The organism is Pseudomonas sp. GM48, assembly GCF_000282335.1.
Taxonomy (GTDB): domain Bacteria; phylum Pseudomonadota; class Gammaproteobacteria; order Pseudomonadales; family Pseudomonadaceae; genus Aquipseudomonas.
The window spans coordinates 22,059-45,847 of record NZ_AKJM01000057.1; the positions used below are offsets into that span (position 1 = coordinate 22,059).

At 57.8% G+C, this 23,789-nt stretch carries 28 protein-coding genes; 18 read left to right on the forward strand and 10 right to left on the reverse strand.

Annotated elements, in window-relative coordinates:
- Positions 1 to 116: 116 nt before the first annotated feature.
- Positions 117 to 1,061, reverse strand: coding sequence for a DMT family transporter (locus PMI28_RS18070; RefSeq protein ID WP_007985482.1), 945 nt, complete (start codon positions 1,059 to 1,061; stop codon positions 117 to 119).
- Positions 1,062 to 1,139: 78 nt separating this feature from the next.
- Here PMI28_RS18070 and PMI28_RS18065 point away from each other — a divergent pair, with 78 nt between their 5' ends.
- The 3 genes from PMI28_RS18065 (at position 1,140) to PMI28_RS18055 (ending at position 4,256) form a co-directional block, all read left to right on the forward strand.
- Complete coding sequence (locus tag PMI28_RS18065) at positions 1,140 to 2,012, forward strand: LysR family transcriptional regulator (protein ID WP_007985484.1); 873 nt, start codon at positions 1,140 to 1,142, stop codon at positions 2,010 to 2,012.
- 112 nt (positions 2,013 to 2,124) lie between these two features.
- The gene (locus PMI28_RS18060; RefSeq protein ID WP_007985486.1) at positions 2,125 to 3,657 is read left to right on the forward strand and encodes an EAL domain-containing protein; all 1,533 of its coding nucleotides are present in this window, start codon (positions 2,125 to 2,127) and stop codon (positions 3,655 to 3,657) included.
- Between the two features lie 233 nt (positions 3,658 to 3,890).
- On the forward strand, positions 3,891 to 4,256 hold the full coding sequence (locus tag PMI28_RS18055) for a histone-like nucleoid-structuring protein, MvaT/MvaU family (protein WP_007985488.1): 366 nt from the start codon (positions 3,891 to 3,893) through the stop codon (positions 4,254 to 4,256).
- A gap of 163 nt (positions 4,257 to 4,419) precedes the next feature.
- Here PMI28_RS18055 and PMI28_RS18050 read toward each other — a convergent pair whose 3' ends face one another.
- Positions 4,420 to 4,938, reverse strand: a complete 519-nt coding sequence (locus PMI28_RS18050) for a DUF4946 domain-containing protein (RefSeq protein ID WP_007985490.1) — start codon at positions 4,936 to 4,938, stop codon at positions 4,420 to 4,422.
- Between the two features lie 144 nt (positions 4,939 to 5,082).
- Here PMI28_RS18050 and gloA point away from each other — a divergent pair, with 144 nt between their 5' ends.
- Positions 5,083 to 5,604: a lactoylglutathione lyase gene (gene gloA, locus PMI28_RS18045; protein ID WP_007985492.1), complete on the forward strand. Its 522-nt coding sequence runs from the start codon at positions 5,083 to 5,085 to the stop codon at positions 5,602 to 5,604.
- Between the two features lie 313 nt (positions 5,605 to 5,917).
- Here gloA and ahpF read toward each other — a convergent pair whose 3' ends face one another.
- The 3 genes from ahpF to PMI28_RS18030 form a co-directional block, all read right to left on the reverse strand.
- A complete protein-coding gene (gene ahpF, locus PMI28_RS18040; protein WP_007985495.1) occupies positions 5,918 to 7,480 on the reverse strand; it encodes an alkyl hydroperoxide reductase subunit F in 1,563 nt (520 codons plus the stop codon).
- 139 nt (positions 7,481 to 7,619) lie between these two features.
- Positions 7,620 to 8,183: an alkyl hydroperoxide reductase subunit C gene (ahpC, locus tag PMI28_RS18035; protein WP_007975937.1), complete on the reverse strand. Its 564-nt coding sequence runs from the start codon at positions 8,181 to 8,183 to the stop codon at positions 7,620 to 7,622.
- Between the two features lie 386 nt (positions 8,184 to 8,569).
- The gene (locus PMI28_RS18030) at positions 8,570 to 9,508 is read right to left on the reverse strand and encodes a site-specific integrase (protein ID WP_007985497.1); all 939 of its coding nucleotides are present in this window, start codon (positions 9,506 to 9,508) and stop codon (positions 8,570 to 8,572) included.
- 178 nt (positions 9,509 to 9,686) lie between these two features.
- Here PMI28_RS18030 and PMI28_RS18025 point away from each other — a divergent pair, with 178 nt between their 5' ends.
- Positions 9,687 to 10,697: a DNA-binding protein gene (locus PMI28_RS18025; protein ID WP_007985499.1), complete on the forward strand. Its 1,011-nt coding sequence runs from the start codon at positions 9,687 to 9,689 to the stop codon at positions 10,695 to 10,697.
- On the opposite strand, the gene gorA is transcribed toward PMI28_RS18025, so the two are convergent.
- Both gorA and galU read right to left on the reverse strand, forming a co-directional pair.
- Complete coding sequence (gorA, locus tag PMI28_RS18020) at positions 10,694 to 12,052, reverse strand: glutathione-disulfide reductase (RefSeq protein ID WP_007985500.1); 1,359 nt, start codon at positions 12,050 to 12,052, stop codon at positions 10,694 to 10,696. The two genes, PMI28_RS18025 and gorA, sit on opposite strands and share 4 nt — an antisense overlap.
- Before the next feature lie 130 nt (positions 12,053 to 12,182).
- Positions 12,183 to 13,022 (reverse strand): UTP--glucose-1-phosphate uridylyltransferase GalU, encoded by an 840-nt coding sequence (galU, locus tag PMI28_RS18015; RefSeq protein ID WP_007985503.1) that lies wholly within the window; start codon positions 13,020 to 13,022, stop codon positions 12,183 to 12,185.
- A 289-nt stretch (positions 13,023 to 13,311) separates the two neighbouring features.
- On the opposite strand from galU, the gene PMI28_RS18010 reads away from it, so the two are divergent.
- On the forward strand, positions 13,312 to 13,500 hold the full coding sequence (locus PMI28_RS18010; RefSeq protein WP_007985505.1) for a hypothetical protein: 189 nt from the start codon (positions 13,312 to 13,314) through the stop codon (positions 13,498 to 13,500).
- A gap of 135 nt (positions 13,501 to 13,635) precedes the next feature.
- Complete coding sequence (locus PMI28_RS18005) at positions 13,636 to 13,917, forward strand: hypothetical protein (protein WP_007985507.1); 282 nt, start codon at positions 13,636 to 13,638, stop codon at positions 13,915 to 13,917.
- Between the two features lie 11 nt (positions 13,918 to 13,928).
- Here the strand turns inward: PMI28_RS18005 and PMI28_RS18000 are convergent, their stop codons facing one another.
- Positions 13,929 to 14,159, reverse strand: coding sequence for a hypothetical protein (locus tag PMI28_RS18000; protein ID WP_007985509.1), 231 nt, complete (start codon positions 14,157 to 14,159; stop codon positions 13,929 to 13,931).
- 72 nt (positions 14,160 to 14,231) lie between these two features.
- Positions 14,232 to 14,588, reverse strand: a complete 357-nt coding sequence (locus tag PMI28_RS17995) for a hypothetical protein (protein WP_007985511.1) — start codon at positions 14,586 to 14,588, stop codon at positions 14,232 to 14,234.
- Between the two features lie 201 nt (positions 14,589 to 14,789).
- Between PMI28_RS17995 and PMI28_RS17990 the strand changes: the two genes are divergently transcribed.
- The 5 genes from PMI28_RS17990 to ada all read left to right on the forward strand — a co-directional run bounded on the left by PMI28_RS17990 (position 14,790) and on the right by ada (position 17,941).
- Positions 14,790 to 15,092, forward strand: coding sequence for a DUF1883 domain-containing protein (locus PMI28_RS17990; protein ID WP_007912251.1), 303 nt, complete (start codon positions 14,790 to 14,792; stop codon positions 15,090 to 15,092).
- 37 nt (positions 15,093 to 15,129) lie between these two features.
- Positions 15,130 to 15,297 (forward strand): hypothetical protein, encoded by a 168-nt coding sequence (locus tag PMI28_RS30755; protein WP_007985513.1) that lies wholly within the window; start codon positions 15,130 to 15,132, stop codon positions 15,295 to 15,297.
- A 117-nt stretch (positions 15,298 to 15,414) separates the two neighbouring features.
- Positions 15,415 to 16,119 (forward strand): 2OG-Fe(II) oxygenase, encoded by a 705-nt coding sequence (locus tag PMI28_RS17985; protein WP_007985515.1) that lies wholly within the window; start codon positions 15,415 to 15,417, stop codon positions 16,117 to 16,119.
- A complete protein-coding gene (gene alkB, locus PMI28_RS17980) occupies positions 16,109 to 16,789 on the forward strand; it encodes a DNA oxidative demethylase AlkB (RefSeq protein WP_007985516.1) in 681 nt (226 codons plus the stop codon). Before PMI28_RS17985 ends, alkB begins: the two co-directional genes overlap by 11 nt.
- Before the next feature lie 87 nt (positions 16,790 to 16,876).
- Positions 16,877 to 17,941 carry a bifunctional DNA-binding transcriptional regulator/O6-methylguanine-DNA methyltransferase Ada gene (gene ada, locus PMI28_RS17975; protein WP_007985518.1) on the forward strand — a complete coding sequence of 355 codons (1,065 nt, stop codon included), beginning with the start codon at positions 16,877 to 16,879 and terminating at the stop codon, positions 17,939 to 17,941.
- Here ada and acuI read toward each other — a convergent pair whose 3' ends face one another.
- Positions 17,942 to 18,925, reverse strand: a complete 984-nt coding sequence (gene acuI / locus PMI28_RS17970) for an acrylyl-CoA reductase (NADPH) (RefSeq protein WP_007985520.1) — start codon at positions 18,923 to 18,925, stop codon at positions 17,942 to 17,944.
- A gap of 213 nt (positions 18,926 to 19,138) precedes the next feature.
- Between acuI and PMI28_RS17965 the strand changes: the two genes are divergently transcribed.
- The 6 genes from PMI28_RS17965 (at position 19,139) to PMI28_RS17940 (ending at position 23,546) form a co-directional block, all read left to right on the forward strand.
- Positions 19,139 to 20,206 carry an NAD(P)H-dependent flavin oxidoreductase gene (locus tag PMI28_RS17965; RefSeq protein WP_007985522.1) on the forward strand — a complete coding sequence of 356 codons (1,068 nt, stop codon included), beginning with the start codon at positions 19,139 to 19,141 and terminating at the stop codon, positions 20,204 to 20,206.
- A gap of 124 nt (positions 20,207 to 20,330) precedes the next feature.
- Positions 20,331 to 21,098 carry a molybdate ABC transporter substrate-binding protein gene (gene modA, locus PMI28_RS17960; RefSeq protein ID WP_007985523.1) on the forward strand — a complete coding sequence of 256 codons (768 nt, stop codon included), beginning with the start codon at positions 20,331 to 20,333 and terminating at the stop codon, positions 21,096 to 21,098.
- On the forward strand, positions 21,099 to 21,779 hold the full coding sequence (modB, locus tag PMI28_RS17955; RefSeq protein ID WP_007985524.1) for a molybdate ABC transporter permease subunit: 681 nt from the start codon (positions 21,099 to 21,101) through the stop codon (positions 21,777 to 21,779).
- A 3-nt stretch (positions 21,780 to 21,782) separates the two neighbouring features.
- Positions 21,783 to 22,862 carry a molybdenum ABC transporter ATP-binding protein gene (modC, locus tag PMI28_RS17950; protein ID WP_007985525.1) on the forward strand — a complete coding sequence of 360 codons (1,080 nt, stop codon included), beginning with the start codon at positions 21,783 to 21,785 and terminating at the stop codon, positions 22,860 to 22,862.
- Positions 22,863 to 22,964: 102 nt separating this feature from the next.
- Complete coding sequence (locus tag PMI28_RS17945; RefSeq protein ID WP_007985526.1) at positions 22,965 to 23,186, forward strand: hypothetical protein; 222 nt, start codon at positions 22,965 to 22,967, stop codon at positions 23,184 to 23,186.
- Between the two features lie 129 nt (positions 23,187 to 23,315).
- Positions 23,316 to 23,546 carry a hypothetical protein gene (locus PMI28_RS17940; RefSeq protein WP_007975977.1) on the forward strand — a complete coding sequence of 77 codons (231 nt, stop codon included), beginning with the start codon at positions 23,316 to 23,318 and terminating at the stop codon, positions 23,544 to 23,546.
- The last annotated feature ends 243 nt before the right edge of the window (positions 23,547 to 23,789 follow it).

Below are 23,789 nucleotides of genomic sequence, written 5' to 3' on the forward strand. Positions count from 1 at the left end.
ATCTTCATTTTCGACCCAAGGCTCTTGCGGGCGAGGCTTCTGCTGCCAGAAGACGATTATTATTGTATGCGTAACCGGATTCTACACAGCGTAAATAGATTTGTCCGCCTTCTGTATCAAATCCCCTTTTTCCTTGCTCGCGCAAGAGGTTTATTGCAGAGGAAAATTCCCGCCAGAATCAATCCGCCGCCCAGGCACATTGCCAGCGTCAGTGGCTCATCCAGCAGCAGCGCACCAAGGATTACCGCCGTCAGCGGGTTCAAGGCAATGAACACTCCGGAACGTGTCGCGCCGATTTTGCGAATGCCGTCGTAGTAGCCGATGTAGGCCAGCGCCGAACCCAGCACGCCGAGGTACAAAAGACTTAACCATTGCGGCGCCCCGAGGTTGGCGATCGCGGTGACACTCACCTCGCCACGGACAATGCAGGCTATCCAGAGCATGACAGTGCCCAGCAGAATCGAATAGGTCACCGTTTGCACCGGCCCCAGTGTCTGGTTCAGCTCTCTGGAGAACAACGAGTAAATCCCCCAACCGAGGACGCAGCCGAAAATCAGCAGATCACCGATCCAGGCATCGGCGCCGCCGGCCAATAATTGCGGGGCGCGACTGACGATCACCATGCTCGCGCCAGCCATGCAAATCGCAATGCCGGCGACTTTCGCCCGGTTCAATCGCTCCTTGAACAGCAGCCAGGAAGCCAGGCCGATCACAGCCGGATTCAGCGCCACGATCAAGGACGCCCGTGAAGCGTTGATGTAATGCAGGCCATAAAAGAAGCACAGGTTGTAAAAAAAGATCCCGAAAAAGCCAAGCAACAGCAATTGCAACCAATGCCGGGCGCTGGGCCGGACCAGCGGTATCCGCGCCATGCGTACAAACAGTAGCAACGCCACGCTGGCCAGTAAAAACCGCAGGCTGGCGGCCAGCAGCGGGCTAAGGCCGTCGGCCAGAAAGCGTCCGGCAACGAAAGTGCCGCCCCACACCATGGTGACCGCCGCCAGTTTCAGATATACCGGCAGATCCGAGGGTTTTGACAGGGTTTGCTCGCAGATCGTCATACAATTCCAGGACCGGATGTTAGAGAGATGACGTATCATTCGACTAATGCCCAGTCATCGTAAAATGAGCAAACACTCATGACCCTCTCTCAACTGGAGATTTTCTCCCTCGTGGCCGAACTCCACGGCTTCACGGCAGCGGCCAATCGCCTGGGAATTTCCCAATCGGCGGTCTCACATGCCTTGAAGTCCCTGGAGCAGGAGTTGGGCGTCGAGTTGTTGCGCCGACATCAATCCCGGGTCGAATTGAGCGATATTGGCCAGCAGCTGTTGCTACGTGCCCGTGCAATGCTGGGCCTGGCCAACACCCTGCGCCAGGAAGCGGCCGATGCGAAGGGCATGAAACGCGGCACGCTGCGCATCGGCTCCTTCGGCCCGACGTCATCGATCAAATTGCTGCCATTGATTCTGCAGCAGTACCGCGCCGCTCATCCCGGCATCGAGGTGCATATCGACGAGGGTCCTGATCGCCAGGTACTCCAGTGGCTGGAAGAACGACGGATCGACATCGGTTTCGTGGTATTGCCCGAGGAGCGTTTCGACACGGTCGCGCTGATCGAAGACCAGATGGTAGCGTTGCTGCCCGCCAGCCATCCGCTGGCGACTTACGACAGCCTGAGCCTGGACGATCTGTGCCACGCCCCGTTTGTGCTGACCGAGGCCGGTTCATCGGAGCTGGTTTCACGCTTGTTTAGCGCGGCCCGACTGACGCCCAACATCCGCTATCGCTGCTCGCAGCTGATGAGCACCCTGGATGTCGTCGCTCGCGGTGACGGGGTGACGGTGGTTGCCGAGGGCTCATTACCCCATCAAATTGATAGCCGCTGCGTGAAAAAACCGCTGTCGCCTGCGGTGTCGCGGCAGGTCGGCCTGGCGGTGCTCGATCGACGCCAGGCCTCCCCCGCGACGCTGGCCTTTATCAAGCTGGCCGAAAGTCTCGACCTGCGTTGAGCGGCATAACTGCCAAGCGCCAACTATCATGGCCCATACCCAAACTCTTCATGGGAGGCGTATTGCCCTGCCAGCGTTTGAGAGCCTTACTACTTCGTGACAGGATTCGCGAATGCCATTGAAAGCCAAAACCCGCAGTCGCAGCACAAGAATTGCTGTGACCCTGATCAGTGGATTGCTCCCGGTGCTGCTGGGGGCCGCCATTCTTTACATGCAAGCTGGGCGTGCGCTCAAACAAGACACCGAACAAACTGCCGAAGCAGCGATTCGCCAGTTCGACTTGATGCTCGACAACACCGCCCAGGCCGCTCGCGAACTACTGCCACTGGCCGGTCAAAGTTGTGGCGACGTCAACCTGTCTCTGCGCGAGCAGGTCACTCGTCGCCCATTCGTGCGATCAGCCAATCTGGCGTGGGACAACAACCTCTACTGCAGCTCGTTGTTCGGCGACTATCAGGAAAAGGTCAAGCCCGGTGACTACACCCAGGGCGCCTTATGGCTCATGAACGGCAATGCGGTGACGCCCGACACCGCCGTGCTGGTGTACCGGCTGAGCGAAGGCAAAAAAGGTGCGCTGGCGACCGTCGATGGTTATCACTTGAGCAATATTCTGCGCCTGATAGGCCACCAGACCGTGCTATTGCTGCAAGTTGGCCCGGACTGGCTGTCTGTCGATGGCAAGGTTCACACGGGCGCGGTGCCTGAGTTGCCCGTTGCGCAAAGTCGTTTGACCTCCGGGCGCTATGCCTTTGCGGTGCAAGCCGGCTTCCCCGAAGGCGAAACCTGGCGATACATGAGCAGCGAGTATCCACCGTTGTTCAGCTTGCTGATGTTCTTCGGTGTGATTGCCGGTTCAATTGGTCATTTACTGCAAAAGCGCTCATCGGCACCCACCCAGGAAATGCAACGGGCACTGGAAGCCGCAGAGTTCATTCCGTATTTCCAGCCCGTGGTGCATGGTGACAGTAAAAGCTGGTCCGGCACTGAGGTACTGATGCGCTGGAAACATCCGAAGGAAGGCCTGGTGCGTCCGGATCTGTTCATCCCGTTTGCCGAGCACTCCGGACTGATCGTGCCGATGACCCGCTCGCTGATGCAACAAACCGCCGCCCTGCTGGCGCCGCAATCCGCCAGATTCAACAAACCGTTTCACATTGGCATCAACATCACCGCCAGCCATTGCCAGGATCTGGAGCTGGTCAAGGATTGTCGCGAGTTTCTCGACGCGTTCGAGCCAGGCTCGATCTATCTGGTGCTGGAACTGACCGAGCGCGAACTGATCGAGCCCACGGCCATTACCCTGCAACTATTCGAGCAACTTCGCGAACTGGGCGTGAAAATCGCCATCGACGACTTCGGCACGGGTCACTCAAGCCTTGGCTACCTGCGGCAGTTCAACGTGGACTTCCTGAAAATCGACCAGAGCTTTGTCGCCATGATCGGCATCGACACACTGTCCAGCCACATCCTGGACAGCATCATCGAACTGGCGGTCAAGCTCGACCTTGCCCTGGTAGCCGAAGGTGTCGAAACCCGTGAGCAGAGTGATTACCTGAGCGCTCATCAGGTCAACTTCCTGCAAGGTTATCTGTTCGGCAAACCCATGCCGGGTGCGGAATTCATTAGTGCATTAAGCAACCATTAACTAGCGGATTTAACCGGCAAAATAACGATTGCACGCACCAATTTGAATCAAAACACTACTGTAGTTACATGAAGAAAAAGACAGGATTTACTCTTGACCAATTAACTACTACAATTTTTCATGCCTGCGCTAAATTGGCAGGTGAGCCACTATCACCGAGTCGCTTCAAGGCTCTTGGCTTATAGCTTTGTTTGCGGTTGGTATCAGCCAAATACACTATTGGAGTAAAGATATTGTCCAGACTCGCTGAATTCCGTGCAGCCGAAAAGGCCCTTCAAGAACAGCTCAAGCAGTTGGAATCCCTGAAGAACGATGCCGGGCTCAAGAAAGAAATCGAATTCGAAGAGAAGCTCCAGGGTTTGATGAAAACCTATGGCAAGAGCCTGCGCGATATCATCGCCATTCTCGATCCGAAACCGGCAAAATCCGGCCTGCAGCAGGCAGCCGCACCAAAAACCCGCCGCGCCCGTGTGGTCAAGGTTTATCAGAACCCGCACACCGGCGAACTGATTGAAACCAAGGGCGGCAATCACCGCGGCCTGAAAGCCTGGAAAGAACAGTACGGTGCAGCCACCGTTGATTCCTGGCTGCGCGGCTAACTCTCGCTGCGACAAAAAAGCCCTGCTTATGCAGGGCTTTTTCATGGGCTATCTAAATGCCGGAGGGCCGGCGCCGCACATTTACCTAACTGCCAACAACTTTGTGCTTAATCCATTTAGGTATCTAAAAATTTCTTCATGCATCAAAAAGCACTGTCGCTTACTAAAGCTTCAAGCTGTTACGGGCTGCGTCTATTTCATCCTGGCTCGCCTTATAAGCTTCGGCCTGCCCCGCGTAGGAAAGAACATAGGCCTTATCTGCATCCACCGCGGCCACCAATGTTTGAGAAAGCACATGCCTGCCGTTTTGTGTGATGGTGCAGGTTGTTTCCAGCGCAGCCAATCGACTCAACGTAGTCGAATGTATTCGCGTGCAGACACTTTGATAGCCGCCCTGAAAGAAGTCTTTTTGTACTGACTTGCGCATCTCCAGCAATACGCCTTCAAGATTTACCTGATGATCGCTTTGCACCTGACTCACGGTCAGCTCCATCACCATGACCGGCGAACCAGTCTGATCATTTTTCACCGCCCGCTGGCGAATGACCCCCGACGCCGATTCAGGCACGGCTTCGATCTGCCAGCCTTCCGGCCAGGTCACCACTGGCGCATCGGCATGAGCGGCACCCACCACCGAAACCAGGCTTAGCAGGATAAACAGCAATTTACAGAATCGAATCATTGCAATGGGCACTCACGGATTAAGCCGTAAAGTCTGGGCCCAGGCCGGCTGTCAGGCAATAGCCGACTGTTTGGGTTTGGTGATGTCCGAGCCCTTGCGTATCATTGTCACCATTCGTTAGCCCACATATTTCCCGGAGGGCCCATGAGCCTGCACGAATTGAACACCTTCCCCGGCGTCACCGCCCAACCGGACGCCGCTACACAGAAATTTGTCTTCAACCACACCATGCTGCGCGTCAAGGACATCACCAAGTCCCTGGATTTCTACACACGCATTCTGGGCTTTACACTGGTGGAAAAACGCGACTTCCCGGAAGCCGAGTTCAGCCTGTATTTCCTGGCGCTGGTCGACAAAAACCAGATCCCGGCCGATGCCGCCGCGCGCACCGAGTGGATGAAATCAATCCCCGGCATTCTGGAACTGACCCACAACCACGGCACCGAGAACGATGCGGATTTCGCCTACCACAATGGCAACACCGACCCGCGCGGTTTCGGCCACATCTGCATCTCGGTGCCGGATATCGTCGCCGCCTGCGCGCGCTTTGAAGCATTGGGCTGCGATTTCCAGAAACGCTTGAGCGACGGCCGCATGAAGAGCCTGGCCTTCATCAAGGACCCGGACGCCTACTGGGTCGAGATCATCCAGCCAGCTCCGCTCTAAGCCACACCGCAAATCCCCTTGTGGGAGCGGGCTTGCTCGCGAAGGCGGAGTGTCAGTCAACAAAAATGTCGTCTGATACACCGCCTTCGCGAGCAAGCCCGCTCCCACATTGGTAATGTGCAAGACACAAAAAACCCCATGATCACTCATGGGGTTTTGTGTTTTCAGCGCCGGCGGCCGATGCTCCCTGTAGGAGCGAGCTTGCTCGCGATAACCCGGAGAACGCCGCGGGGCATCTGCCAACCAGCGTTATCGTTGACGACCATCGCGAGCGAGCTCGCTCCTACAGGGTTTGTGTTTTCAGCGCCGGGACTTATGCCGGGGCGGAAGTCCGGATCAAGTGATCGAAGGCACTGAGAGAGGCTTTGGCGCCCTCGCCCACCGCGATCACGATCTGCTTGTACGGCACAGTGGTCACGTCGCCGGCGGCGAACACACCCGGCACCGACGTTTCACCACGAGCGTCGACGATAATCTCGCCACGCGGTGACAGCTCGATCGTGCCTTTGAGCCAATCGGTGTTCGGCAGCAGACCGATCTGCACAAAGATCCCTTCCAGCTCCACGCTGCGCAATTCGTCACTCTGACGATCCTTGTAGCGCAGACCGTTGACCTTCTGACCGTCGCCGGTGACTTCAGTGGTTTGTGCACTGGTGATCACAGTGACATTCGGCAGGCTGTGCAACTTGCGCTGCAATACCGCATCGGCACGCAACTGCACATCGAACTCCAGCAGCGTGACATGCGACACGATACCCGCCAGGTCAATGGCCGCTTCGACGCCGGAGTTACCGCCGCCAATCACCGCCACGCGCTTGCCCTTGAACAGTGGGCCGTCGCAGTGCGGGCAGTACGCCACGCCTTTGTTGCGGTATTCCTGCTCGCCCGGAACATTCATTTCACGCCACCGCGCACCGGTCGCCAGAATCACGGTTTTGGCTTTCAACGATGCACCGCTGGCGAAGTGAATCTGGTGCAGCTCGCCATTTTTGCCGGGCACCAGTTTGTCGGCACGTTGCAGGTTCATGATGTCCACGTCGTATTGCTTGACGTGCTCTTCCAGCGCCACGGCCAGTTTTGGCCCTTCGGTTTCCTGCACCGAGATGAAGTTTTCGATGGCCATGGTGTCCAGCACCTGACCACCAAAACGCTCGGCCGCGACACCGGTGCGAATGCCTTTACGGGCCGCATAAATTGCCGCCGAAGCACCGGCCGGGCCACCGCCGACCACCAGCACATCAAAGGCTTCCTTGGCGCTGATTTTCTCGGCCTGGCGTTCGATGCCACTGGTATCGATTTTGGCGAGGATTTCTTCCAGGCCCATGCGGCCCTGGCCGAAATTCACACCGTTCAGATAAATGCTTGGCACGGCCATGATCTGGCGATCATCGACTTCGGCCTGGAACAGCGCGCCGTCGATGGCGACGTGGCGAATGTTCGGGTTCAGTACCGCCATCAGGTTCAGTGCCTGGACCACGTCCGGGCAGTTCTGGCAGGACAGCGAGAAATAAGTCTCGAAGTTGAACTCGCCTTTGAGCGAGCGAATCTGTTCGATCACTTCGACACTGGCTTTGGACGGATGACCGCCGACTTGCAACAAGGCCAGCACCAGTGAAGTGAATTCATGGCCCATCGGGATGCCGGCGAAACGCAGGCTGATGTCGGCTCCCGGGCGATTGATCGAGAACGACGGCTTGCGTGCATCATCGCCGTTGTCGAGCAACGTAATCTGGGTGGAAAGACTGGCAACGTCTTTCAACAGTTCGAGCATTTCCTGGGATTTCGCACCGTCGTCGAGGGAAGCAACGATCTCGATCGGCTGGGTGACCCGTTCCAGGTACGATTTCAACTGGGCTTTAAGATTGGTGTCCAACATACGGGCGATTTCCTTTTTGCTGTTTCATATAAAGCAGGCATAAAAAAACGCCCGAGCGAATCTCGCCCGGGCGTTTTTATTGGGCGGTGCAGCTTACCGAGTAGGTGCGGAGTTCCGCCCTGATGGAGCGATCACAGACTTAGATCTTGCCGACCAAGTCCAGGGACGGCGCCAGAGTGGCCTCGCCTTCTTTCCACTTGGCAGGGCAAACCTGGCCAGGGTGAGCAGCGACGTACTGGGCAGCCTTGATTTTGCGCAGCAGCTCGGAAGCATCACGGCCTACACCGCCATCGTTCAGTTCAACGATCTTGATCTGGCCTTCCGGGTTGATTACGAAGGTGCCACGGTCAGCCAGACCGGCTTCTTCGATCAGCACGTCGAAGTTGCGGGAGATCGCGTGGGTCGGGTCGCCGATCATGGTGTACTGGATTTTGCCGATGGCTGGCGAAGTGTTGTGCCAGGCAGCGTGGGCAAAGTGGGTATCGGTGGAAACGCTGTAGATCTCGACGCCCAGCTTCTGGAATGCATCGTAGTTGTCGGCCAGGTCTTCCAGCTCGGTCGGGCATACGAAGGTGAAGTCGGCTGGGTAGAAGAACACCACAGACCACTTGCCTTTCAGGTCAGCGTCCGAGACTTTTACGAAGTCGCCATTTTTGAATGCATCAGCTTTGAACGGTTTAACTTGGCTGTTGATGATAGGCATCGTTGACTCTCCGTCAGGGGTTAAGAAGTTGATGGAGAGAACTTTACTCACTCGACGGACGGTTGGCTCATTGGCAAACCTCATGCTGCTGATTGGCTTTCGCTATTAGCCGACTGTATTAATAGAAGAAAACGGTATTCAGGATTTTTTGTAGCAGCTGGCAAAGCCAGCTGCTACGGATCGCATTACAACGTGGTTGTGCGGGAGAAATCCATCGCGCCATGGGCCTTTCCTCGACACGCGATAGAAAACGCTCTTTGTAGCAGCTGGCGAAGCCTGCGTCCGGCCGCGAAGCGGTCGTGAAATCAGAGCTCGCGGTGTGTCAGGCAGGCCATGCACGCCGGGTTTACGACCGCTGCGCGGCCGGACGCAGGCTTCGCCAGCTGCTACGGATCGCGTGGATCCAGGGCGATGTGAGTCATGCCGAGGAACGGGCTGGCTTCGATGTAACGCATGGCTGACTTCATGTCCTTCCAGCCCACATAACTCATCAGGGACTTCAAATCCCAGCCACTCTGATGCGCCCAGGTGGCAAAACCGCGACGCAAGGAGTGACTGGTGTAAAGCTCGCCGGCGATCCCCGCACGCGCCAACGCTTGGCGCAATAATGGAATCACACTGTTGGCGTGCAGTCCCTCCTCACCCAGATGCCCCCAGCGATCAATGCCGCGAAAAACCGGCCCGCGCACCAGAGCCGCCTCGCTGATCCAGTCAATATAAGCCTGCACCGGACACAAGCGTTGCAAGGCCGGCGTCTGATACGTCTTGCCGAGGTTATCGCGATCACTCTTGCTGCGCGGCAGATAGAGGCTGATGCCGAAACCGGCACTTGCCTGCACATGCTCAACCTGAAGCCGACACAACTCGTCACTGCGAAAACCGCGCCAAAAGCCCAGCAGGATCAACGCCATGTCGCGCCTGGCCCGCAGCAATCCCGGTCGGTCACCTTCGGCCCTGGCGGTTTGCACTTCCAACTCCAGACAACTGACCACCTGTTCCAGATGCTTAAGTTGCAAAGGTTCGGCTTGTTTTTCCTGGGCCGGGTGCAACGCGCGGATGCCCTTGAACACCTTGCGCACCACCGGCGCCTTGGTGGGATCGGCAAAGCCCTGGCTGTTGTGCCACTGCGCCAATGCCGACAAACGCAGTTTCAGCGTATTGATCGACAACACGCCGGCATGGGCCACCAGATAGCGCGCCACGCTGTCGCCGGTTGCCGGCAGAAAACCGCCCCACGTGACTTCGAAGTGTTCGATGGCTGCCCGATAGCTGCGACGGGTGTTGTCGCGAGTCGCGGCCTGCAGGTAACGATCCAGCTCAGTCATGGGGTCAACTCTTGAATTCATACCGCTTTGACGGGTCAAAAACCGGTACTTGGCGTATCACACGGGGTAATACCAGTATATCCCGTGTTAATTACATTCAGTATTTAACTTTATTTATTGAATGGTACAATGTGTATTTACGTGGTACGTACCACATCACAGAAACACGGGAGAACTCATGGCACGCGGCGGTGTAAATAAAGCGGTGGTGCAAGCCGCCCGATTGGCGATCCTCGCCCGTGGCGAAAACCCCAGCATCGATGCCGTACGGATCGAGATGGGTAATACCGGTTCGAAAACCACGATTCATCGCTATCTCAAAGAGCTCGATGACCGGGTCGATCCTGTCGAAGCACCGACGGAACCGATTGACGACGAACTGATGGCGCTGGTGGCGCGGCTCGCGCAGAGACTAAAGGAACAGGCACAAGAACCCATCGACCAGGCGCGAGCGCAATACGAAGAACAACGCAAGGCGCTGGACAGCCAACTCGCCGAAGCGCAGGAGGCCAACAGCGAACTGCACCAGCAATACGAGTTTCAAAGCCTGGCGCTGACCCAGGAGTCCGAGACCCTGCAAGAAATCCGCGCCATGCTGCAAACGGAACAAACCCGTAACGCCGGGCTGAACCAGGCGCTGGCCGATTTCGAATTGCGCTTGAAAGACAAGGACGAGCAGATTCGCTCCCTGGAAGAAAAACACCTGCACACTCGCGACGCACTGGAGCACTACCGCAATGCGGTCAAGGAACAGCGCGAACAGGAATTGAGTCGCCATGAAGGCCAGGTGCAACAAATACAGATGGAACTGCGTCAGGCACAACAAAGCGCGCTGGTACGCCAGGATGAAATCACCCAATTGCACCGTGACAATGAACGCTTGCTGACTGAAAACCGCGGCACGCTGCGAGAACTGAGCCTGCTGCAAGAACAACTCAAGCAAAGCAACACCCGTCAGGATCAGCTGCTGGAACAGGCCACTCGCGTTGACAGCGAACGCACCCTCCTCCAGGAGCGCCTGCGCGTCGCCCTGCTGGAAAGTCAGGCACTCAAACAGAACGTCGATGAGCAGTCGCAGATCAACAAGTCACTGGAAATTGATTTAGCCAAGACCCGGACGGATCTGGAAGAACGCGTACGTCTGGCCGCGACCATTGCGGCAGCGGCAGACGCAGCGAAGGACGATTAACCGGCGACCGGCGTACGCATGGTGACGAACTCTTCGGCGGCCGTCGGGTGTACGCCGATGGTTTCGTCGAAGTGACGCTTGGTGGCGCCGGCCTTCAAGGCAATCGCCAGGCCCTGGACGATTTCACCGGCATCCGGGCCGACCATGTGACAACCCAGCACCTTGTCGGTCTGGGCATCCACCACCAGCTTCATCAGCGTACGCTCCTGGCATTCCGTCAGGGTCAACTTCATCGGCCGGAAGCGGCTTTCGTAGATCACCACCTCGTGCCCGGCATGGCGCGCTTCATCTTCGGTCAAACCGACGGTACCAATGTTGGGCAGGCTGAACACCGCCGTCGGGATCATCTTGTAATCCACCGGACGATACTGCTCTGGCTTGAACAGACGTCGCGCCACTGCCATGCCTTCAGCCAGAGCCACCGGTGTCAGTTGCACACGACCGATCACATCCCCTAGAGCCAGGATCGACGGCTCGGCGGTCTGGTACTGCTCATCCACCTCAACGAAGCCTTTCTTGTCGAGTTTGACCCCGGTGTTTTCCAGCCCGAGGTTATCCAGCATCGGGCGGCGGCCGGTGGCGTAGAACACGCAATCGGCTTCCAACTGACGACCATCCTTGAGCGTGACTTTCAGGCTGCCATCGGCCTGCTTGTCGATACGCTCGATGTCTGCGTTGAACTGCAGGCCCATACCGCGCCTGGTCAACTCTTCCTGCAAATGTTTGCGCACCGAAACGTCAAAGCCGCGCAGGAACAGTTCGCCGCGGTACAACAGTGTGGTCTCGGCGCCCAGGCCATGGAAGATCCCGGCGAACTCGACCGCGATGTAGCCGCCGCCGACAACCAGCACACGCTTGGGCAACTCTTTGAGGAAGAACGCCTGGTTGGAACTAATGGCGTGTTCATGCCCAGGAATATCCGGAATCTGCGGCCAGCCGCCGGTAGCGATCAGGATATTTTTGGCAGTAAAACGCTCGCCATTGATCTCGACCTGATGCGGATCGACGATCCTGGCGTGACCTTCATGCAAGGTCACGCCGCTGTTGACCAGTAAGTTGCGATAAATGCCATTGAGGCGATTGATCTCACGGTCCTTGTTGGCGATCAATGTCGCCCAGTCGAACTGCGCTTCATCCAGGCTCCAGCCAAAACCGGAAGCCTGCTCGAAGTCATCGGCGAAGTGCGCACCGTAGACCAGCAACTTTTTCGGCACGCAGCCGACGTTCACACAGGTCCCGCCCAGGTAGCGGCTCTCGGCCACGGCCACTTTCGCGCCGAACCCGGCGGCAAATCGCGCAGCCCGCACACCACCGGAACCGGCGCCAATCACATAAAGGTCAAAATCGTAGGCCATTGTCTATCTCCTCGGCAGGCCACCAGCATACCTGCAGACATTTGTGGGGCAAGCGCTGCAAACGATATGGGGTCGGAAAATGAAAAAGCCACCCGAAGGTGGCTTTTCGATACAAACCGGTCGCTGCCTATCAGTAAGCCTTGCCCGTCTTGTAGAAGTTTTCGAAGCAGAAGTTGGTCGCTTCGATGTAGCCTTCGGCGCCACCGCAGTCGAAACGCTTGCCCTTGAACTTGTACGCCATGACGCAGCCGTTCTGGGCCTGCTTCATCAGGGCGTCGGTGATCTGGATTTCACCGCCCTTGCCTGGCTCGGTTTGTTCGATCAGGTCAAAGATGTCCGGGGTCAGGATGTAGCGGCCGATGATGGCCAGGTTCGACGGTGCGTCTTCCGGCTTTGGTTTTTCAACCATGCTGTGTACGCGGTAGATGTCGTCGCGGATCATCTCGCCGGCGATTACGCCGTACTTGTTGGTCTCTGCCGGATCGACTTCCTGGATGGCCACGATCGAGCAGCGGAACTGCTTGTACAGTTTGACCATCTGGGTCAGTACGCCGTCGCCTTCGAGGTTGACGCACAGGTCGTCCGCCAGTACCACGGCGAACGGTTCGTCACCGATCAGTGGACGGCCGGTGAGGATCGCGTGGCCCAGGCCTTTCATTTCGGTCTGACGGGTGTAGGAGAACGAGCACTCGTCGAGCAGCTTGCGGATGCCGACCAGGTATTTTTCCTTGTCGGTGCCCTTGATCTGGTTTTCCAGCTCGTAGCTGATGTCGAAGTGGTCTTCCAGGGCGCGCTTGCCGCGACCGGTGACGATGGAGATTTCGGTCAAGCCGGCATCCAGTGCTTCTTCGACGCCGTACTGGATCAGTGGCTTGTTCACCACCGGCAGCATTTCTTTGGGCATGGCTTTAGTCGCTGGCAGGAAGCGAGTACCGTAACCGGCTGCTGGGAACAAGCATTTCTTGATCATATAAGTCCTTGAAAGGGCTGTGTGTACGAGTTTCGGCGCAGTCTAATCAGGCGGCGTGCACCTTACAATGCCCCGCGCTGGCTAACCGATGCCAACATAGAGAAATATTCTTGGCGATAGTTCCCTGCGCGAGTGCGCAGTTCACTGCGCAACCTCTTATGCATAGCAGAGACTTGCGCGGTTGCACGGTGTTCAATGGCCCGGAACGACCCACCATACGCCCATCAGCACCCGTTGAGTGCATTTGGCGGTATCATGGCGCGATTGAACCAGACAACGAGGCAAATAGATGTCGGCAGTAAAAAGCGTCAATGGATTCCTGATCAATCAGGAAAAAGACGGTCAATGGTGGGTAGCCAGTGTCGCCGGTGAAAATATCGCCGGGCCTTTCCCTTCCGAAGCCCTGGCAATCGAAGTGGCATCGGTGCTGGAACTTGAGCACCCGGAACCCAAGCGACGCGGCAAGGACAAGAGCTGATCGACGTCCGCCTCTAAAAGCCCTGCCATTGCGCAGGGTTTTTTATGAATAAATGCAAATACGTGGCCTTTGGCTATAACCTTTTGCCAGCGACTCTGTCTCAGCATGAGCCCACCCCCTGTCGACGACCACGCCATGAAAAAACTTTTGCCTCTGATCGCAATACTGGCCCTGAGTGGCTGCGCAACGTCGGAAGAAACCTACCTGGGTAACGGAGAGCAAGCTCTATCCATTAACTGCTCCGGGGAAGCCAATTCCTGGGCTGCATGCTACGAAAAGGCCGATGCGTCCTGCGCAGGCACCGGTTACAGAATTGTCGGAACCGATGGCACGCCCTCGCTCAAGGAGAGCGACAAGACCCTCGGCGCCGACATTGGCAACTACAAGAGCCGCAGCGTCGTGGTGATTTGCAAGTAAGGCGCCGCGCCCTACATATGGATTTCGGCGAATTTGATTCCAAGCCCGCGCACGGTATCGATCAGATCATCAAGGCGACTGAAGGACTCGACTTCATCATTGTCATCCACCAGAAAATAGCTGCGCCCGGCGCTTTTCTTGAAAAACACGATCCATTCCCCCCGCTCCGCCGGATTCTGAATCACATGGGTGGCAGAGATGAACCCCTCTGCATGGCGCTCCCGGACCTGCTCTCGCTTCATATTCGACTCCAGAAATAACGATGCCGCCAAAGCAAGGCTTTGGCGGCATCGGTGCTGATTGTCGATAGTCTATCAGCCGGAAATGCACTCGTTGGCAGCATTCTGTACGTCCATTGGACGCACCGGGACATTGGACATGCTCTCATGCAGCTTGATGCTGCTGCCGCCCGAGCGTTCATCAATGTCGAATACGGCAGACGGGCCCGAGGAATACTTGAGTGGCACGATCACACGCAATCCATCCTTGTGCGGCTCGATCTGCAAGGCGCCACGGCTTTTGGCGAGCTTTTCGCTCAGACATTGCGCGTACTCATGGGGCTTCTTGCCAGAAATCACGTTCATCGTCGGCAGGGACTCGTTGATTTCCGAGACGTTCGCACAACCACTCATCGTCAATGCCATCGGCAACAACCACAAACCCCATTTCATACAAATCCTCCGATAAAGAGGCTCGGACAGCGCAGATGCGCTTTTTCTCCGAGACAAACTGCTTTATCGCTCATCAAACGTGAAATTAGCGTTCTTAATTGTCAAAGCGGCCGGATAATAAGGCGTTCGGGCTGATAAACTGCGCCAATCGCCCATGCTATCGTTTTGATTTTGTAGAAAAAGCCCTTCTGGAGGCGCCTCATGAAATTTATCCATCAGCGCGAGCACCTCAATGAAGACGACATTGTCGTCATTCAATGCTCCCAAATGTGCAACATCCGTTTGATGAACGACGCCAACTTCCGCAGCTTTAAAAATGGCGGCCGTCACACCTATCACGGCGGTGCATTCGACACGTTTCCGGCCCGCATCACCGCCCCTAGCACCGGTTTCTGGAACATCACGATCGATACCGTCAACCGCCGTGCTATCAGCGTGACGCGCAAGCCCACCCTGACGCACTCGATCAAAATCATTCGCCGTTCCAGCACGAAACTGAGCTGATCAGCACACCCGAAACACAAGACAGGCAGATACGACCGTGGCCCAAACGACCAAGTATGTCATCAAATACAAACTCAACGGCGAGCGCCGCTTCGAGTTTGCCCAGCTTGAAAACGGTACCGCAGAAGAAGCCAAAGCGGCGCTGGATGCCATTCATGGACAGGACGACGTCATCAGCGAAATCAGCGTCAGCAAAGCGCTGTAACGCGATCCGGAGCGACAATGGACGTCGGCTCCCACTCGCAATTCGAGCGCAAGCGCCGGAGTGCCTGTTTTATCGTTGCCTTCCAGACTGGCCACCTCAATAACCAGAGGACCGGCAATGAGCGAGCAATATCTGGACAGGCTGGACTGGCCCCGGCTGGAACAGCAACTTGATCAGGACGGTTACGCCGTCATCCCGTCACTGTTGAGCCACAAGGCTTGTGAGCAAGTCAGTGCCTTGTACCCTAGAACCGAGCTTTTTCGCTCCCACGTGGTGATGGCTCGCCACGGGTTCGGCCGAGGCGAGTACAAGTATTTCAGCTACCCATTGCCGGAACTGGTGGCCCGCTTGCGCAACGCGCTCTACCCACGACTGGTGCCCATCGCCAATCGCTGGCATGAACAGATGGGGTTGCCCAGCCGTTTTCCTGAGTCTCATCAAGCCTTCCTCGAACGTTGCCATGCCGCTGGTCAGAACCGTCCGACACCATTATTGCTGCAGTATGGTCCGCAGGACTACAACTGCTTGCATCAGGATCTGTACGGTGAGCACGTTTTCCCGCTGCAAGTGGCGATTCTGCTGTCAGACCCGGATAAAGACTTCACGGGCGGCGAATTTGTCCTGACAGAACAGCGCCCGCGAATGCAGTCACGCCCGATGGTCATCGGCCTGAAGAAAGGTGACGGGTTGATTTTTGCGGTCAACCAGCGTCCGGTCAAAGGGACTCGCGGTTACTACCGCGTGACCCTGCGTCACGGCGTGAGTCGCCTGCACAGCGGCAAACGGCATACCCTTGGAATCATCTTTCACGATGCGTTATGAGCCCATGAATCCGCTGACTTTCGATCTGTTTGCCGATGCAGAGCCCGAGCAACAGCCCAGGCGCGAGCAGATCGGCGAACAGTCATACGTGCTGCGAGGCTTCGCCCTGCCCTGGCTGGAGCGCTTGCTGCCCGCCCTGGAGGCGGTGCTGGCGGCCGCACCGTTTCGGCAGATGATCACCCCCGGTGGCTTCACCATGTCGGTAGCCCTGAGCAGTTGTGGCACATTCGGCTGGACCACGGACCGCAGCGGTTATCGATACACCCTCGATGATCCACAAACCGGTCAACCCTGGCCAATGATGCCCGAGGTGTTTCTCCAACTGGCACAAGCGGCGGCACTGGCAGCGGGTTTCACCGATTTTGTGCCGGACTCCTGCCTGATCAACCGCTACATCCCCGGGGCAAAAATGTCATTGCATCAAGATAAAGACGAACATTCCTACGCAGCCCCTATCGTTTCGGTATCGCTGGGTTTGCCGGCGATGTTCCTGTTCGGCGGCTTTAAACGCAGCGACAAAAGTCAACGCGTTCCCCTGTTGCATGGCGATATCGTGGTCTGGGGTGGTGTGGATCGCCTGCGTTATCACGGCGTGTTGCCGATCAAGGAGGGCCATCACCCGAGACTCGGCGAGCAACGCATCAACTTCACGTTCCGTACCGCCGGATAAAGGCTTCGAATTTGACCGCAAGCGCCGGAGTGCGAGGGTATTGCCCCGTGGTTAAGGTGTAGTCAACCACTCAAAGGACATGACGCCATGACAACCCAATCGACCAAGATCACCATTGAAAACGATCCGCGCTGGGCCGCCGTTGTCGCGCGTGATCCCAAGGCTGACGGGCAGTTTGTTTATGCCGTGAAGACGACAGGCATTTACTGCAACCCCAGCAGCCTTGCGCGCTTGCCCAAACCACACAATGTCGAATTCTTCGATAGCGCCGAACAGGCCCAGGCCGCGGGATATCGTCCCAGCAAGCGCGCGACAAAAGATCAGAGCGAACTCGCCGCGCAACATGCCGCGACGGTGGCCGCCGCTTGCCGCCAGATCGAAACCGCGGAATCACTGCCGGCCCTCGGCGAATTGGCCGAGGCGGCAGGGTTGAGCAGTTTCCACTTCCATCGCGTGTTCAAAGCCGTCACCGGTCTGACGCCCAAGGGTTACGCCGACGCTCACCGCTCACGCAAGGTTCGCGAACGGCTGGCGGACGGCGGCTCGGTGACCGATGCCTTGTATGACGCCGGCTTCAACTCCAACAGCCGCTTTTATGAAGCAGCAGACCAACTGCTCGGGATGAAGCCCGGGGACTACCGGGCGGCCGGTCAAAATAACGACATTCGTTTTGCCGTCGGTCAGTGTTCTCTGGGGGCGATTCTGGTGGCGCAGAGTGAGCGCGGAGTTTGCGCGATCCTGCTGGGCGATGATCCGCACCAACTGGTCTGTGATCTGCAAGACAAGTTCCGGCGCGCCAATTTGATTGGCGCCGATCAGGAGTTCGAAGCGTTGATAGCCAGGGTCGTCGGTTTTATTGAAGCCCCGGCGATTGGCCTGGACCTGCCATTGGACGTGCGCGGCACCGCGTTTCAGGAACGGGTCTGGCAAGCGTTGCGGGAGATTCCTGTCGGCAGCACGGCGAGCTACGCCGATGTCGCGCTACGCATCGGTTCGCCGAAAGCCGTTCGCGCCGTGGCTCAAGCTTGCGGCGCGAACAGCCTGGCAGTCGCGATCCCGTGCCATCGCGTGGTGCGCAGCGACGGCAATCTGTCGGGCTATCGCTGGGGTGTCGAGCGCAAACGCCAGTTGCTGGAGCGCGAGTCGCAGTAATCAGCGATTCACATCCACCACCACCCGCCCGCGCAACTGCCCGGCAAGCAAGCGCGGCGCGGCGTCGATGGCTTCGCTCAAACCGATTTCGTGACTGATCAGCGGCAACAGGTTGAAGTCTAGATCCTTGGCCAGTCGACTCCAGGCCTCCACGCGTTTGGCTTTGGGCTGGGTCACGCTGTTGATGCCGGCCAGGGTCACACCGCGCAAGATGAACGGTGCAACGGACGCCGGAAAGTCCATGCCTTGCGCCAAACCGCATGCCGCGACGGTGCCATTGGCCTTGGTGCTGGCGCAAGCATTGGCCAGGGTGTGGCTACCGACCGAATCGATGACTGCCGCCCAACGCTCCTTGGCCAATGGCTTGCCTGGCTCGGACAATGTGGCACGGTCGATGATTTCGCCAGCGCCCAGTTGCTTCAGGTAGTCGTGCTCCGAGGTACGTCCGGTGGACGCGACCACCCGGTAGCCGAGCTTGCTCAGCAATGCGATGGCGAAACTGCCGACGCCACCGTTGGCGCCGGTGACCAGGATTTCGCCCTGCCCGGGCGTCACACCGTTATGTTCCAGAGCCAGGATGCACAGCATGGCCGTGTAGCCCGCCGTACCGATGGCCATCGCCTGGGCGGCGGTGAATGCCTTGGGCAACGGAATCAGCCAGTCACCATTCAGGCGAGCCTTCTGTGCTAATCCACCCCAATGCCCTTCACCCACGCCCCAGCCATTGAGCAGGACTGCATCACCGACCTTGTAGTCCGGATGCCCGCTGACTTCGACGACTCCGGCCAGGTCAATGCCCGGCACCATCGGGAATTTGCGCACCACCGGACTGCTGCCGGTGATTGCCAGGCCATCCTTGAAGTTCAGCGTGCTATAGGCAACACGCACCGTGACATCGCCCTCGGGTAACTGATCGTCCTGGATCTCTTGCAGTGTGGCCCGGTAACCGCTGTCGTCTTTGTCGATCAAAATACCTTTGAACATTACGGCCTCTCAATGGAATCAGTCTGGTGGTGGTGCATTTGAAATAACACATGGCAACCGATTGTCGTACTCGACTTTAAGCCAATCAGCCAACGCATGGGGCGCTGAAGAAATCCCGGCGAACTGAAATGACGACTGGTCTTGCGCCAGTCGTTGCGTTACAAATCCTGTTCTAGCGTCCCTGCCCGGATTCAACGTCGGAGAACACAGCACATGAACCAATGGCCAGATACCCGCATTCTTGACCTGCTCGGGATCGAGCTGCCGATCATTCAGGCGCCGATGGCCGGAGCCAACAACTCGGCCATGGTGATTGCAGCCTGCAATGCGGGTGGCCTGGGCTCGATGCCAGCGGCGATGCTCAGCACGGATCAACTGCGCGAAGAGCTGAAAACGATCCGCCAACACACCCAGCGCCCGATCAACGTCAATTTCTTCTGTCATCAAACTCCAACCCCTGATGAGCAACGCGCGCAGGACTGGAAAAACCTGCTGCAACCTTACTACCAGGAACTCGGCGTCGATTTCGATGCGCCAACACCGGTGTCCAATCGGGCACCGTTCGATAACGCGGCCTGTGAAGTGGTCGAAGCGTTTCGCCCTGAAGTGGTGAGTTTTCACTTTGGCCTGCCGGAAAAATCCCTGCTCGACCGGGTCAAAGCCACCGGTGCGAAAGTGCTGTCCTCGGCCACTACCGTCGAAGAAGCCGTGTGGCTGGAGCAGCATGGTTGCGATGCAATCATCGCCATGGGCTACGAAGCCGGAGGCCATCGCGGGATGTTTCTCAGCAATGACCTGAGCAGTCAGGTGGGCACTTTCGCCTTGGTGCCGCAAGTCGTTGATGCGGTGAAAGTGCCCGTGATTGCCGCCGGCGGCATCGCTGACGCACGTGGCGTCGCCGCCGCCTTCATGCTGGGCGCTTCGGCGGTACAGGTGGGAACGGCGTACCTGTTCACGCCAGAGGCCAAGGTCAGCCCGTCCCATCACAAAGCCTTGCGCACCGCCAGGGAAAGCGAAACGGCCGTCACCAACGTGTTCACCGGCCGCCCGGCCCGGGGCATCCTTAATCGGGTGATGCGTGAACTGGGGCCCATGAGCGTCAAGGCCCCGGCCTTCCCCCTCGCCGGTGGCGCACTGATGCCGTTGCGGGCCAAAGGTGAAGCAGACTTCAGCAATCTCTGGGCCGGTCAGGCCTTTACCCTCGGGGTCGAATTGACCACCGAGGCACTGACTCGAAAACTGGCTGAAGAAGGATTAGCGAGGCTGCTGGGTCGCCGCTGAGCATCACCCTTATCAAAATTGTATACAATTTTTCGGCAATACATTCCGTTGAAAGGCAATTCGCTATATATTTATGTACATAACGATTTACCCCTGCCGCAATTGCCTTTAACGGAGCCGTTTCATGACCATTCGTGCCTCACGTTTTGCCCCTGCCTGCCTCGCGAGCCTTATCGCCGTATTCGCCTTCGGCCCAGCCCAGGCGGACGAAGTCCAGGTGGCTGTCGCTGCCAACTTCACCGCGCCCATCCAGGCTATCGCCGCTGATTTCGAAAAAGATACCGGGCATAAACTGGTCACCTCTTTTGGCGCCACCGGCCAGTTCTACACCCAGATCAAAAACGGCGCGCCGTTCGAAGTGTTCCTCTCGGCAGACGACAGCACTCCGAAAAAACTTGAAGCCGAAGGCGACACCATCAAGGGTTCACGCTTTACCTACGCAGTCGGTACGCTGGCGCTGTGGTCGGCCAAAGAAGGTTATGTCGATGCCAAGGGTGATGTACTGAAAAAGAACGAATACCAGCACCTGTCCATCGCCAATCCGAAGGCCGCGCCTTATGGCCTGGCAGCTACCCAGGTATTGGCCAAGGAAGGTCTGACCGACAAGGTCAAAGACAAGATCGTTGAAGGCCAGAACATTACCCAGGCCTACCAATTCGTCTCCACCGGCAACGCCGAGCTGGGTTTTGTCGCCCTGTCGCAGATCTACAAGGACGGCAAGATCACCAGCGGCTCAGCCTGGATCGTTCCGGCCAGCCTGCACGACCCGATCAAACAGGACGCCGTGATTCTCAACAAGGGCAAGGACAACCCGGCCGCCAAGGCACTGGTTGACTACCTCAAGGGACCGAAAGCGGCAGCTGTCATCAAGTCCTACGGTTACGAAATCTAAATGTCGCTATCGAGTGCCGATTTTTCCGCCATCTGGCTGACCCTGAAACTGGCGTCCCTGACGACCGTCATCCTGCTGATTGTCGGCACTCCGATTGCGTTATGGCTGTCGCGCACCCGCTCCTGGTTGCGCGGCCCGGTCGGGGCGATTGTCGCCCTGCCCCTGGTGCTGCCACCGACGGTGATTGGTTTTTATCTATTGCTGGCGCTCGGCCCTCACGGGTACATCGGCCAGCTCACCCAATCACTCGGCCTTGGCACCCTCACTTTCAGTTTTGCCGGGCTGGTCATCGGTTCGGTGTTGTATTCGATGCCGTTTGTCGTGCAACCGCTGCAAAACGCTTTTTCCGCGATTGGCACGCGCCCTCTCGAAGTGGCCGCGACGCTGCGCGCCAATCCCTGGGACAGCTTTTTCAGCGTGACGCTGCCCCTGGCCCGCCCCGGTTTCATTACCGCGGCCATACTCGGCTTCGCCCACACCGTCGGCGAGTTCGGCGTGGTGCTGATGATCGGTGGCAACATTCCCGAGAAGACCCGCGTGGTCTCAGTGCAGATCTACGATCACGTCGAAGCCATGGAGTACGCCCAGGCCCATTGGCTGGCCGGGGCGATGCTGGTGTTCTCGTTTGCCGTCTTGCTGGCGCTGTATTCCAGCCGTAAAACCAAAGCGGGCTGGAGCTGACCGATGATTCAAATGCGTCTGAAACTGGGTTACTCGGGCTTCGCCCTGGACGTCGACCTGCAGCTGCCGGGCCGCGGCGTCACTGCGCTTTACGGCCACTCCGGCTCGGGCAAGACCACTTGTCTGCGCTGCATCGCCGGCCTGGAACGGGCCGGTCAAGGCTTTATCCAGGTCAACGATGAAGTCTGGCAAGACAGCGAAAACAAGATTTTCGTCGCGCCGCACAAACGTGCGCTGGGCTACGTGTTCCAGGAAGCCAGCCTGTTCCCCCATCTGTCGGTACTGGCCAACCTGGAGTTCGGCCTCAAGCGCATTCCGAAGCCGCAGCGTCGGGTCGACATGGCCCACGCCACTGAATTGCTGGGCATCCGCCATTTGCTCGACCGCCACCCGCAACACCTTTCGGGTGGCGAGCGGCAGCGCGTCGGCATTGCCCGCGCTTTGCTCACCAGCCCGAAACTGTTGTTGATGGACGAGCCACTGGCCGCGCTGGATGCCCAGCGCAAAAGTGAAATCCTGCCCTACTTGCAACGACTGCACGACGAACTCGACATCCCGGTGCTGTACGTCAGCCACTCCCAGGATGAGGTCGCGCGGTTGGCCGACCATATCGTTTTACTCAGCAACGGCAAGGCACTGGCCAGCGGCCCGATCGGCCAGACCCTGGCGCGCCTCGACTTGCCTCTGGCCATGGGGGATGACGCCGGCGTGGTCATCGAAGGTCGCGTCAGCGCCTATGATGCCGACTATCAATTGCTGAGCCTGCAATTGCCCGACACCACCCTCAACATTCGTGTGCCGCATACACCCATGGATGCGGGCCAGGCACTGCGCTGCAAAGTCCAGGCGCGGGATGTGAGCCTGAGCCTGCACAGTACCGAGCAAAGCAGCATTCTCAATCGCCTGCCGGTCACGGTGGTCAGTGAAATGAACGCCGATAACGCCGCTCACGTGCTGATTCGCCTGGACGCCGCAGGCACGCCGCTGCTTGCGCGGATCACGCGGTACTCACGCGATCAACTGAACGTCCACCGTGGCCAGCAACTCTGGGCGCAAATAAAAGCGGTAGCGGTGCTAGCGTAAATCCGTCGGCACGATTGCACCGACGAATTAACTTGCCTGTTTATTGCACGATCACCAATGGCTTCTATAGTTGAACTGAACACGAATCCGCTGCGAGACGCCATGGAAGACATTTTCGCAGTGAAGCGTTGCAACAAGATCATCATCCATGGCCGCCGTGCGGGTGAACATAACCACCGGCCACCGGAAGCCGCGGTCTGGTGTCGCATCGCCGATACCCGCACCCGAGGCTTTATCGGAGATGGCTACGATGTTGAAGAAGACGCCGTGCGTGTTTGCCACCAGTTGAACGCTAAATCACAAGTGACAGCCCGACAAAGTTGACGAGCGTCAGCATTTTTCAACGGGTCTATACTGAAATGGCTGAAGGATCAGTAACCCTTCCAGCAGAAAGCTCGCCCCAGGCGGGCTTTTTGCTGCCACGATCAGGTTTCTTGAACGGAGGTGTCTCCCATGTCCGAAAAAGAGTCCATCACCACCCTGCTCACCTTGCTGGACTCGCGTCAGGCCCGCTTGGCCGCGGCCTGCAAGGAAATCGCCGACTGGGTCGATCATCAAGGCGGGCACCCCACCGCCCTCAGAATTCGTGATCGCCTGAACGACATCGAGAAGGACACGCCGCTGATTCGGCACACACTGTCGTCACTTCAACCTGTCGACCGGCCTCTGCCTCGGTTCAGATGATCCGTCACGGATTTTCGCTGCGAGGACAGGCCTGATTGGCCGCATGATCGGTGACGTTGATGTCACCGGGTGTCTGGCTGTCTGATTGACTTTAACCCTCTCCCACGACCCGGCCTGATGCTGGGTTTTTTGTTGCCCAAAACCGATCGAACTAATGCCGATCAGTTAAGCGGTAATGCGATCTGTAGCAGCTGCCGAGCCCGCGAGGCTGCGTTCGACTGCGAAGCAGTCGTGAGTCCAGCT